This window comes from Pandoraea horticolens (assembly GCF_902459555.1).
In the GTDB taxonomy this organism is placed as follows: Bacteria; Pseudomonadota; Gammaproteobacteria; order Burkholderiales; family Burkholderiaceae; genus Pandoraea; species Pandoraea horticolens.
In genome coordinates this window covers 279234-290798 of sequence record NZ_CABPSM010000007.1, presented here as the reverse complement: position 1 = coordinate 290798, position 11565 = coordinate 279234, and the positions used below count along the sequence as shown (strand labels likewise).

At 55.7% G+C, this 11565-nt stretch carries 8 protein-coding genes and 6 pseudogenes; 7 read left to right on the top strand and 7 right to left on the bottom strand.

Annotated features, from left to right (window positions below; translation table 11 throughout):
* A partial coding sequence (locus PHO31112_RS14185) for a plasmid pRiA4b ORF-3 family protein (RefSeq protein ID WP_246178180.1) occupies positions 1–419 on the top strand: 419 nt, incomplete at its 5' end.
* A 13-nt stretch (positions 420–432) separates the two neighbouring features.
* Here the strand turns inward: PHO31112_RS14185 and PHO31112_RS14180 are convergent.
* Positions 433–696 (bottom strand): annotated as a pseudogene (locus tag PHO31112_RS14180) (transposase); the annotation flags it as partial.
* Between the two features lie 1227 nt (positions 697–1923).
* Between PHO31112_RS14180 and PHO31112_RS28205 the strand changes: the two are divergent.
* From PHO31112_RS28205 to PHO31112_RS28200, 3 genes and pseudogenes are all read left to right on the top strand, one after another.
* Positions 1924–2175 (top strand): annotated as a pseudogene (locus PHO31112_RS28205) (IS5/IS1182 family transposase); the annotation flags it as partial.
* Positions 2176–2253: 78 nt separating this feature from the next.
* Positions 2254–4938 (top strand): hypothetical protein, encoded by a 2685-nt coding sequence (locus PHO31112_RS14170; RefSeq protein ID WP_150621077.1) that lies wholly within the window; start codon positions 2254–2256, stop codon positions 4936–4938.
* Positions 4939–5401: 463 nt separating this feature from the next.
* A pseudogene (locus tag PHO31112_RS28200) lies at positions 5402–5525 on the top strand (IS630 family transposase); the annotation flags it as partial.
* Between the two features lie 154 nt (positions 5526–5679).
* On the opposite strand, the pseudogene PHO31112_RS14160 reads toward PHO31112_RS28200, so the two are convergent.
* A pseudogene (locus PHO31112_RS14160) lies at positions 5680–6030 on the bottom strand (alkaline phosphatase family protein); the annotation flags it as partial.
* Positions 6031–6063: 33 nt separating this feature from the next.
* A pseudogene (locus tag PHO31112_RS27645) lies at positions 6064–6640 on the bottom strand (integrase core domain-containing protein); the annotation flags it as partial.
* Between the two features lie 215 nt (positions 6641–6855).
* Between PHO31112_RS27645 and PHO31112_RS28195 the strand changes: the two are divergent.
* The 3 genes and pseudogenes from PHO31112_RS28195 to PHO31112_RS14135 form a co-directional block, all read left to right on the top strand.
* Positions 6856–6984 (top strand): annotated as a pseudogene (locus PHO31112_RS28195) (IS3 family transposase); the annotation flags it as partial.
* A 131-nt stretch (positions 6985–7115) separates the two neighbouring features.
* The gene (locus tag PHO31112_RS14140; RefSeq protein WP_150621074.1) at positions 7116–7634 is read left to right on the top strand and encodes a hypothetical protein; all 519 of its coding nucleotides are present in this window, start codon (positions 7116–7118) and stop codon (positions 7632–7634) included.
* Between the two features lie 31 nt (positions 7635–7665).
* Entirely contained in the window at positions 7666–8247 is a 582-nt protein-coding gene (locus PHO31112_RS14135; RefSeq protein ID WP_217427030.1) for a serine hydrolase domain-containing protein, read from the top strand.
* Between the two features lie 353 nt (positions 8248–8600).
* Here PHO31112_RS14135 and panD read toward each other — a convergent pair whose 3' ends face one another.
* From panD to PHO31112_RS14115, 4 genes are all read right to left on the bottom strand, one after another.
* A complete protein-coding gene (gene panD, locus PHO31112_RS14130) occupies positions 8601–9023 on the bottom strand; it encodes an aspartate 1-decarboxylase (RefSeq protein WP_150621073.1) in 423 nt (140 codons plus the stop codon).
* A 127-nt stretch (positions 9024–9150) separates the two neighbouring features.
* Positions 9151–9987, bottom strand: coding sequence for a pantoate--beta-alanine ligase (panC, locus tag PHO31112_RS14125; protein ID WP_150621072.1), 837 nt, complete (start codon positions 9985–9987; stop codon positions 9151–9153).
* Between the two features lie 172 nt (positions 9988–10159).
* A complete protein-coding gene (locus tag PHO31112_RS14120; RefSeq protein ID WP_174995717.1) occupies positions 10160–11056 on the bottom strand; it encodes a segregation and condensation protein A in 897 nt (298 codons plus the stop codon).
* Between the two features lie 231 nt (positions 11057–11287).
* Positions 11288–11470 carry a DUF3460 family protein gene (locus PHO31112_RS14115; RefSeq protein ID WP_150621071.1) on the bottom strand — a complete coding sequence of 61 codons (183 nt, stop codon included), beginning with the start codon at positions 11468–11470 and terminating at the stop codon, positions 11288–11290.
* Positions 11471–11565: the final 95 nt, after the last annotated feature.

Here is an 11565-nt window from a genome sequence, read left to right as displayed (position 1 = left end):
CGTATGCCCAGCTCGATATAGACGCAGGACTGGAGTTCATGGACCTGACCAAGACGTTTGATGACCGGAAAACCAAACTGAATAAAGTACTCCGGCCTGACTCGCACATCATTTACCAATATGACTTCGGTGACGGTTGGTATCACCAGATCGTCGTCGAAAACATTGAAACGATTGAAGACGAATCATGGGGCGAGTCCAGGGTTCTCGATGGCGCGCGTGCCTGCCCGCCCGAAGATGTAGGGGGTCCGCCCGGATATGAAGTGTTCCTGACCACCTTGCGCGATAACCCGGACAGCGAGGAAGCCACGCACTACCGCCAGTGGGTTGGTCCAGGGTTCGATTCAGAGCGATTCGATATACGTGCTGCCAATGCAGCATTGATGCGACTGGCGACCAATCGATGGGGAAATCGATAGCCCGTCAAGACGGCTTGGGGGACACGCTTAGCTCCATCTTCACTTCGGCCAATTCCCACTTGACCCGCCCGAGTGCAGCCTCGATCTCCGTCAACGGCTTTTGCTGCTGCCCTACACGCCTGAGCTTGCCGGCTTTCGCTGCACGCACCCAGTTCGCCAGCATCTTCGATATCGAGAGCCGCCGCGCAGCCTCTGATAGGCCGACTCCCTCGGTCATTGCTAGCTTCACCGCCAGATGCCTTTCGGGATCCGGTTCATGTATGCCTCCATTCCTCAATTTTACGGAATGGAGGCCTCCCCTTTTTCTGACCGACATCAAATGCCGAAAGAGCGATTTATACAAATGTGAACGGTGAGCCTCTGCGACAATAAAAAAAGACGGCGGGCTGCGACGATAACGAGCACGCCGCAATCGAAAGCGCTTCCGTGAGATAAATCCAATGTATCCTGTTTCCGGCTCCGGGGCCACGCGCTCCCAGCTTCCTGCCACGACTTCAACGTCGGCACAGCCTACCCCGTTAACCTCAACTACAACGCAGTCGTCTACCCTAGGCACCGGCGTGCGTGAAGCGCGTCAGGCTGACGGTTGGGCCCGTACGTCGTCGAGCCTGGATCAACTCCTGTCGCCCCTCCGAACGACGGCAGGCGCCGCGGGGCACGCGAGCCAGTCAACATCAAAATCAACATCAACGCAGGCGACTACTGTCGGCAACAATGTGCGCTTGGTGCGCCAAGCCGAGCAGACGGGGCGGCGAACGGAACCGCCTATCCATGCCGCGGCGGTGGATGCCCTGCCGAACTTCATCGAACGACCGCTGTCCCCTGGAATATCGGAACAACTGAGAAGGTTCGAGGTTATTCAAGAGAGAGTCGTGCGGGGAGCCTATGCCAAAGCACGACTACACAGAGGGGGACGATATATATGGATGCCGCAGCGGTGCCGCAGATCAATGCCGAAGCGTTGGACTGCATATCGTCGAGCTCGGTTCAACAGCAGCACTTGCCCGAGTATTGAATCACGCCAGTGCTGGAGTCTGTCTTGTTACCCATGACTGTGAGTTGAGGTGGAGGTCCTTGATCCCTTAATCAAGCCTGCATCAAGCACCGAGGGGATTTCACCTCATTGGCGCCGACAATCGCCAGTGCCGCTGGGACGAGCCTCCGGCAACAGAAGCACGTCTACCCTCCATACTTCTGATAGTGCCCCGTTCTTACTGCAATTCGCCTTCTCATATGAAGGCAAGGGGTATAAATAATATTCCTAATATTTAGGTATGCATACTAGTAATACTAATAGCTGGTTATGTCTGGCCGTGCGTCGGTCGGGCAAACATGTTGACATGCTTGGGGAATGGCGAGACGCAACAGCAACGAATTACGGGCAGCGCTGGAACCTTAATTCCAGTCTTCACGCCCTCATCCAAGGGCGGCCGAGGTCGCACGGTAGGCGACCGCGCCGCATCGAACGGCATTCTGCACGTTCTTCAAATCCGTATTCCGTGGGAAGGACCACGACTTTGCCCGCTGCTGGCGTTGCCTGAAGCAGCGTGGCATCACGGCCCGGATCACACTTCGCGGCGTGGAAAGCGAGGAGCGGCACGGGCTGCATCGCTGGGTAGTCGAGCGCATGTATGCCTGGCTTGCCGGCTTCGGCAAACTGTGCATTCGCTTTGAGCGGCGTCTCGACATTCATGTTGTGCATGCTTCCCCATGCTGCGCGGCCATCTGTATACGATTCGTTGATGACTTGCGCTGACAGCTCTTAGCAACGCCTCAGCAAGATTTATTTTTTCTAGGCCTTTAACCTGCACGTCCACAATATAAGGAAGAATTCATGAATAAAAATTTGGTACTCCTAAATAATAATAGGAGAAATAACGGCTATTTCAATATGGCAACGCACGACAATCCACATCCATCCCGCCGGAGCAAGGCTGCACCTATCAGCGTACAAAATGCTCCGCGAACAGCGGCGCTATATGCTCTTTTGCTGGCTGGGCAATATGCCGCGGAGGCGGCGCAAGTCCTTAAGAACCCTCCCTCCCAAAAAAGTGATGCAATAAACCCGAAGGTTAACCTCGCTGCAAAATCCAACGACAATGAAGCAGGAAAATTCGATTCCAAGGTGCGGGAACGAACCGACCTCGGGGCGCCAAAATTCAATTTGAATGAAAGCCGCTCATCAGGCATTCAGCCAACATCTCCTGCGACGCTAGTCGAACTGCACAAAAATTTCCACCGAAATGCCAGCTCTTCCTCGAATCTCACCGGTGCGGTTCCTGTTCTAATCAATGCAGTCTCTGACGCCCCTCACTTGGCAAACGATTCTCGAAGTGATACTTCCTCGCCAAACGTCCTTCGACCACAACCCCACAAACGCTCCGCCGACGACAACAATGCCCCCAGCTCGACAGCGGCGAGTGACGTTCAAACTGAAGAACACCCGCTAATTGTCGCGAGACAAAAGGCCGTTCGAAAACTACTTGGGGAGGCGGCGAATGGGGCGCGCGGTGCAGATCTATTGGCCTTCGCAAACAAAATTCACTCCAATGAGGGGAATAATGGTAACAGCGATCTTGCTAGTGATGCCGATTTGGCGCTCTGGAAAGAAGAAGCAATAGCCTGGTGTGCGGAAAATGGTAGAGATAAACGCCCTGTAAGTGACGAAGAGTGCCTCGAAATCTTCAAAGAGGCATGGGACCTTGCTCTAAACCCACCGCCGCCTCCGTCTGGGTTCAAAACCTGGCAGAAAGTGAGAGAAGACGTCGATAAAAATATGACTCCTGCTGAGCGAGTGCGGATTAATTCAACACCCAATGGAAGAGTGGGGGCGGCTGCTCAAATAAATGCAAAAGCCACAAAATTGTATTACGGGCAGTTTGTTGACTACATTGAAAATCACCTTGATCGATTTGCTACGGCAAAGGCCATTGCAAATGGGGAGTTGGCTGGTCTTAGCAGACTTGAGATGGAATATCCTATCAATGTCGCAAAAGTTATCAGGAGCGTTTCTCTCAATATACTAAAATCCAAGAGCGATAATCCGTCGATACGTATCTATCCGAAAAGTATTCCATTGACAAATACCAATCCGGCGGCCTATGTATTTCAATTCGGAGTTTCGCAAGGAGACGAACATTTTGGGGTTATCGGTCCCAAAGGAGAATTTCGAGTTGTCGCTCGAACAAATTTAATGCCGATCCAGAATCGGGAAGGATCGGTGGAGATAAAATTCAGTAATCGTGAAGTCCTCCGCGCCATGGGTATTCCGTTCGCAACTCACGATGAGCCGTTTGCTCCAGAATGCCAAATAAGCAATCCCAGGGGTTGCTCAATCGCCAACTTCATTGTTGATAAAGGGGATGGGCTTGGATATTACATGGCCCTAAATGGAAAGACCGTCAAGGAGATAATGGAGCTTCAAATCCGGGAGGAAGTGAAGCACACCATAAAATCATTCAAGGAAGGGAGTGATGGGAAGGATGTCATCGACAAGCTCTTTGGCATGGTAATTCCATTCTATGATCAAATCATTGATGGCATAAATGATCCGGGTCATCAGATTGAGATCGAAGATATTGCATTTGATTTAATAGATTTGGGTCTTACGCTCACCGCAATAGGCAAGGCCGGCTTAAGTTCTCTTAAAAGTGGACTCGTGCACGCCAAAGCCACATACGCTTCCGGGCAGGGAGTTTTGGCGACTTTGCGTTCGTTAAAAGGAAATATGAAAATTTCAAAACTAGCAAGAAAGACGGGGAGTGAGTTGCTTGATTTTGTTTCGCCTCCTTTTACGAATTTTAATTTGAATAGGATGAAAGAGGAGAGTCTTACGTTGGTGGACATTAAAAAAATAAAGAATTCTGATGGAACGGACGTGCTGCGTTGCAAGAGGGATCTGATTTTCAAAAGTTGCGGCTTCCATTGGCGATCCTCGCGGGTCGCCCCCGCTCCCGACGACGTAGAGTATCTTAATAAGCTCTATGCAAAAACTGATGCAATATATAAAAATCCATACATGAAGGAGATCGATTTAAAGAACCGCATTGATAAATATGCCGATCGTCCATTGCCAGATGTTCTTTATCGGGCTCAACCTCGACCAGGAGCAGAGCCCGTCGCTGGGGTTGGTTACAGAGAAGTCGGTTTTACCGGGCCGGCGCATGCAACGCATGACGATGTTCTGGCTTATGCCATTAAGCATACGGCGAGCGAGAAAGGGATCAAGGACAAGGCTGCTTCGCTTTCAGGGACGCGAAGCGTATCTGAGGATTTTATGAGAAATAATAGAGATAAAAATTACGCACTGTTTCAAATAAACAGGCGAGCTGGAGAAAATGAATTTAGGCGGATTGAGGACATTGTAAAATACGACGGTCCGAGGTTGGTGAGAGAGGGAAAAATCACCGAAGACGAATTAATCGATGCATTAAATCATGTTTTCGTTACCCAGGAGGATGAGATTTTCTACGTGGCGAACTTTGGGAAAATACCTCAGAATTTAGTTGTACCGTTGTAGCCGTATTTGTCGCGGGGAGCGCCCGGAATTTACGAGTATCAAGGGGCGGCTGAACTGAATCTGTGCAAATCAAACTGCCCTTGCTGCAGGCGCAACAAGAACGTGTTGCGCCTGAGGTGAAGAGGCAGACGATGGACGGCCCTGCTTCGGTTTCACGTACGGCGGAACTGCTGCATAAGTCAAGCGTGAGGGCGGAATGGCCCGCTGGAGCATGGACAGCAGTCCTCAGCGGATGTTCACCGAGCGCCTGCCCAGATTGTTCGAGCCTCGCACTCCGACAATCTCTGCGAGAACACCGCCCGCCCGTTTGTCGTCGGACGCAAGGGCTGGTTGTTCTCCGATACCGCCATTTCTGTTTATTGATCCGGCATGAAAATATTGAACATATTCGATCGGATGTGTTCACATGACTCATGAACAAGATCGACTCGAGGACGCTGTCTGTCACCGCTTTGAACGAGCGGCGCCAGCATGCACCAAACTGCAAGTTGGTCAAGGCCGCTGCGTCGCACCTGCGCAGTGTTCAACGACAACCAGAGCGGATCAAAAGCTACTTCGAGTACAAGCCCGTTCGATACGCCGCATAAGTTCATAGATTCAATGCCGGATCATTAACCCCATGCTCCGAAAAACATGGGGTTCGTCAACATTCTGTGGGCGCCTGCAAGGCGCCCATTGCTTAAGTGTGTCGACTGACTTGCGCCAGCACCGGCTCCGCATCACGAGAATGTCACGCGAACATCACGCGAACGCCAGCGACTTCGTCAGGTCGCCCGGCGGCATGGCGCCGCGCGCCGCGAAGGCGGCGTTGCGATGGGCGATGCCTTCGAGCGTCGGCAAGTCGTGCAGCCGCGTGACGAAGCGCAGGATCGACGTGGTGTCGTAGAACGTGTGATCGACGTTGCCGCGCTTGGCGAACGGCGAGACGACCATTGCCGGAATGCGCGAGCCCGGACCCCAGCGATCACCCTTGGGCGGCGCCACGTGATCCCACCAGCCGCCGTTCTCGTCGTACGTGATCACAACCATCATGTTCTGCCACTGCGGCGACTTCATCAGGTGCGCGAGCACGTTCGTGACGTGCTGGTCCCCCTGACCTGACGGACTTTTTCGTACCACTGGTGTCTAGAGATTCACGGCCCCAGTGGTTGGATTACATTCGCTAACCCGACGGAATTCGGCCGGGGTCAGGTACTGCAAACTCGAATGCGGGCGCACTTCGTTGTAGTGGGTTCGCCAGTATTCGATCACGATCTTCGCTTCGATTCGATTCCGAAACCACTCCATCGCCAAACATTCATCACGGAATTTGCCGTTGAAGCTTTCGTTAGTGCCGTTTTGCCAAGGCTTACCTGGATCAATCAGCACCGTCTCGATCCGCTCTTGGACGGCCCACTTCAGAAGCGCCGTGCTGACAAATTCCGGCCCGTTGTCTGACCGAATATAACCGGTGCGTTTTTTGTAGGCATCCTGGGTGTGTAGCCCAAGCTTGATCGACTGATCTGCATCAGCGCACAGGCTCGCCGTTGACTCAAGCCCTGCGTCATCGCAAACCGGGCTTGCTCACAGCGAACCTGCACGCTCACCACTTTTTTGCGCCGATCTCCTTCATGACCTCAATCTCAAGATCGCGCTCAGCCACCATTTTCTTTAACCGCGCGTTCTCCGCCTCAAGCGTCTTGAGTCGCTTGACGTCATCGCTGCACCCGCGCGAAACGCGATGAGACTCTGCCGCCAGACATCAAGATTGCCTGGCAGACCAACATGCAGGTGTATGGCGTGCCGATGGCCTGGAAGCAGATGAACCAGGAAAGCATTGGGGCGCACGCTGTGTGGTCGGACGTCTGAAGAGTTTGCAGGACCTGCGTAGTACGATTCGCGGCAAGCGGGTTCGCGCGACGACTTTCGATGCGAGAGCGCTGCACCCCGTGGGAAACGAGGAAATCCGTCGAGCTTGCAACACTGGAATGGGTGGCTTGGTACAACCATCATCGACTGATGGAACTGCTGAACCATATCCCGCCCGCCGAGGCCGAGGCAGACTATACGGGTAACTCAAACTATCGCTGGTGTGTTCGCATTAACTTATGGCAACCGGCCTTCACGATTCCCGGTGCGGTTCAGGAATGCTTGCGATCTCTGCGGCAGTCCAATTCGGCAAATACGAAAGGTAGTTCATGAGGTTCGTTACCCTGGGGCGCGGTATTCACGACGGAATACAAGTTCGTCCTCGATGGCCTGCGCGACACGTGCGTGTAGATGCTGTTGTTCTGAGTAAATTGCAGAGTATTCAAGCACAACTCCCCTCGGAAATCACGTTGATACTGACCCGAGGTTATGAGCCTAGGGCGTCCCATCTTGGCTTCGTCAGGATGTGGTTTCGCACGTTAGGTATCGGTGTGTTTCGCCGTCTTTATCCCGACAGACAACACGAGATCGCCGATATTTTCGGAAGCAATGGCCACGATGTGGATGGCACCCATATCGACGTTTCATTCTGCCTGAATGGGCGCCGCATCCGCATGCTTCCGCTCGGTGTCTTCACTCCGTCAAGCTGGCAGCATCGACGTGTACAAAGATACGCGTCGCCCCTTAACTTTATTCTCACTTCGCTCAAGAGAAATGGCTTTCGGGTTCACCATAATGAGACGGAAAGCCTACAGATTCATTGTGATCTGATACCGGCGACGAAATGAGAACGGTGCGTCCGGTCGCTCACGTTCACGGGTGGGCAACTACATTCAGCCAAAATGCGGATATTTTCCAACCCTGCGCCAACTCCTGCGGCACGAAGCTGGACTCGCAGATTATTGCGAGCTTGCTGAGTATCACGCCGCTGTGGCCAATCATGAAACAGCGTGGCCGCCGAGCGAGATGATGCGCAGTCTTGACGGCTACAGGCTTCGATACCAACCCGGAAACGGTTGGCGTTACTTGAATATTGGTTACATGCTCGTGGCGGGGATTATCGAGCGTGCGACAGACTTGCCGCTTCAAGATGCTGTTAGGCGGCAGGTATTCGTTCCTCTTGATATCTCGGCAGCTCGTTTTGCAACGGAGCATGCCGATTTGCACGGGGAGTACCTCGGCAATTCCTTGGACTATGGCCCCGGTTGGGTCTATCACGGCTTGCTGACCGGACCGGTTTCACAGGTGACTCTACTGCTAGATTGTCTGCTTGCCGGAGAGCTTCTTCCCGCCAACTTGCTTTTGGACATGCAGGCGGCCAGTGTACTCGGTAGCCCGATTGCGGGGCGTCCGTGGATTTCGGCAGGATACGCTTTGGGGTCTTATGCAGGACTCTGCTGAAGGTGGCTTGACCCTCGCTGGGCATACTGGATGCGGCCCCGGAAGTGTTTTTGGGGTCTATCGCGGTTCCGTTGGTGGCGTTTCAGCGTGCTGCGCAGTTTTCTCGCAAGGCGCAGATGAGGGAGATATCGAAGCACTCGTTGCCCAGCAAATATGCGACGCGCTCGGGGCAGGGCCGCAGAGGGAAGCTCTTCGCCGCCCCCCTGCTATTACCAAGAATCCCCCATCTTAAAAATCAAAAACTTACCCTTCACGGGGGACATCCAGAAATGATAAACGCTCTAGCCCGAAACCCTTGCCAGATAAGTCTCCCAGCCACCGCTAGCCAAGGTTTGCACCCTGACTTAGCTGCCCTATTTCGTTGCCTGAGCGGCGTCGAAGGCGCGGGTCTCTTCCCACGCTTGCAGCGGCACGTGATCGCGTTCACCCTTCTGCACGTTCTTGTCGTCGACGAACACCAGCTTCGGCTTGAAGCCGGCCAGCACGTCCTTCTCTTCGACCTGCGCGTACGACACGATGATGACGACGTCGCCCAACTGCGCGCGGCGCGCCGCTGCACCGTTGAGCGAGATCATGCCGCTGCCGCGCTCGCCGCGAATGGCGTACGTGGTGAAGCGCTCGCCGTTGTTGACGTTGAAGATGTCGATTTGCTCATTTTCGACAAGGCCCGAGGCTTCGAGCAGGTTTTCGTCGATCGCGCACGAGCCTTCGTAATGCAATTCGCAATGCGTCACGGTGGCGCGGTGGATCTTCGACTTGAGCATGGTGCGGTACATGGCTTGCCTCTAGTGTTGCGGTGTCGCGCAAGCGGCGCGACGAAAGATGCGCGTGCAACCGGCACGCGCGGCTTGCGTCGGGAGCACGCGGTACCGGTCATCCGGCCGTGCGCCGCGTGCCCGGCGCTCAGATTTCGAGATTGTCGATCAGACGCGTGGCGCCGAGCTTGGCTGCCGCGAGCACCACAAGGCTCTCGGCGGGGGCCGCCCCCGGTGCCGGCATGCGCAGGTTGGCGCGCTGGCGAATCGACACATAATCCGGCTTCCAGCCACGCCCGGTCAACGTCTGCATGGCCGCCGCTTCGAGCGCGGCGTAGTCCGTCTTGCCGCTGTTCACGTCGTCGCGAATCTGGCCCAGCAAACGATAGAGCTGAGGGGCCTCAGTGCGCTCGGCGTCCGACAGATAGCGGTTACGCGACGAGAGCGCCAGGCCGTCGTCGGCACGCACCGTCTCGGCGGCGATGATTTCGATGGGCAGCGCGAACTGACGGCACATGCTGCGTACGATCATCAGTTGCTGGTAATCCTTCTTGCCGAACACCGCCACGCGCGGTTGCACGCAGGAGAACAGCTTGGTGACGACAGTGCACACGCCCTTGAAGAAGCCCGGGCGGAACTCGCCCTCGAGAATGTCGCCCAGATCGTGCGGCGGCTCGACACGGTATTCCTGCGGCTCGGGGTACATCTCCTTCTCGTCGGGAGAGAACAGCACGTAGACGTTCTCGCGCGTGAGCTTCTCGATGTCATCGGCCATCGTGCGCGGGTACTTGTCGAAGTCTTCGTTCGGCCCGAATTGCAGGCGGTTCACGAAGATGCTGGCGACGACCGGGTCGCCATGCTGGCGCGCCAGTCGCATGAGCGACAGATGTCCTTCATGCAGGTTGCCCATGGTGGGCACGAAGGCGACGCGATTCTGGCCGCGCAGTTGATCGCGCAGTTCGTGAATCGAGGGGATGACTTTCATTGAAGTTCCGTGCGTGGCGTACGTTGATGACGTCCAGGAGTGGCGCACGCCTTATCTGGCAAGGGCGTGGCCGCCAAAATGTCCGGGGGGATTGTAGAGGAAATCTCAATGCGCGTGCGCAAAAAACGCACTGTTCAACAGACTCCCCCGGTTGCGAGGATTCACCGGGCGCTCAGTTGGGGGAATAGGTCAGGCGGACATAGATCGGCGCAAACGGCTCGGCCTGAGTGATCTCCAGCAACGATTCGCGCGAGAGTTCGAGCATGGCGATGAAGTTGACCACGACGACGGGCACACCGCGCGTGACGTCGAAGAGTTCGGTGAACTCCATGAAGCGGGCACCCTGCAAACGCCGCAGAATCTGACTCATGTGCTCGCGCACGGACAGTTCTTCGCGCGAGATCTTGTGATGCTGCACGAGCTTGGCCCGGCGCAGCACTTCGGCCCACGCAGCGCGCAGATCTTCGGCATCGACATCGGGAAAGCGCGGCTGGAGGCTCTGCTCGATATACACCTGCGAGCGCAGGAAGTCGCGGCCAAGCACCGGCAGGGTGTCGAGTTTCTGGGCGGCGAGCTTCATCTGCTCGTACTCAAGCAGGCGGCGCACGAGTTCCGCGCGCGGATCTTCGGCCTCTTCGCCCGTATCTGCCTTCTTGACCGGCAAGAGCATGCGCGATTTGATCTCGATGAGCATCGCCGCCATGAGCAGATACTCGGATGCGAGTTCGAGATTGGTCCGGCGGATCTGCTCGACGTAGAGCAGGTACTGCTTCGTGACCTGCGCCATCGGAATGTCGAGCACGTTGAAGTTCTGCTTGCGGATCAGATACAGCAACAAGTCGAGCGGGCCTTCGAAGGCTTCGAGGAAGATCTCAAGCGCGTCCGGCGGGATGTAGAGGTCGTTCGGCAGTGCGAAGAGCGGCTCGCCGTACAGGCGCGCCCGCGCGACACCGTCGACCGTGTCGGGCGTGGTGTCCCGCCCGTTCTGCGGTGTGGGCAATTCCGTCGTCGCGACGACGGCGGGATGGGGCTTGATCGCCTGCGCTTCCGATGCTTCCAGCGGCGTCATCCCCGCGAGGGCGCTCGCTTCGCTCGATTCGTCTGCTTCGTCCGATTTGCCCTCACTGCCGGATTCTCCTGCGGCGGCAGACGCTTCGATCGACGCATCGCTGCGCTCGTCATCCGGCGCGGCATCGACGTGCGCAGACACCGGCGCGATCTCGGGGATCGGCTCTGGTGTGTGCGACGGATCGTCGGGCGAACTCGGATTCAATGCGGAACTCGGCCGGAAGGCGGTAACTTATTCGCTTTGGTAGACGTACGGCTGCTGGGCCACGCGCGACTGCTGGGCGCGGTGGCGCTCTTCCATATCGATCGGCTGCTTGTCCCACAGCAGTGAGCGGCCCTGACGCTGCTCGGCTTCCAGCGCGGGCTTCTCGGACTTCAATTGCTTGATGAATTGGGTGATGTCGGATTCGTACATGGTCGAATGCTTAAAAAATAGGCGGAAGCGGCGTCATCGCGATGGCGCCAATCGACGCCGATTCTACCGCAAACGCGTCCCGGTTCGCCTTTTTG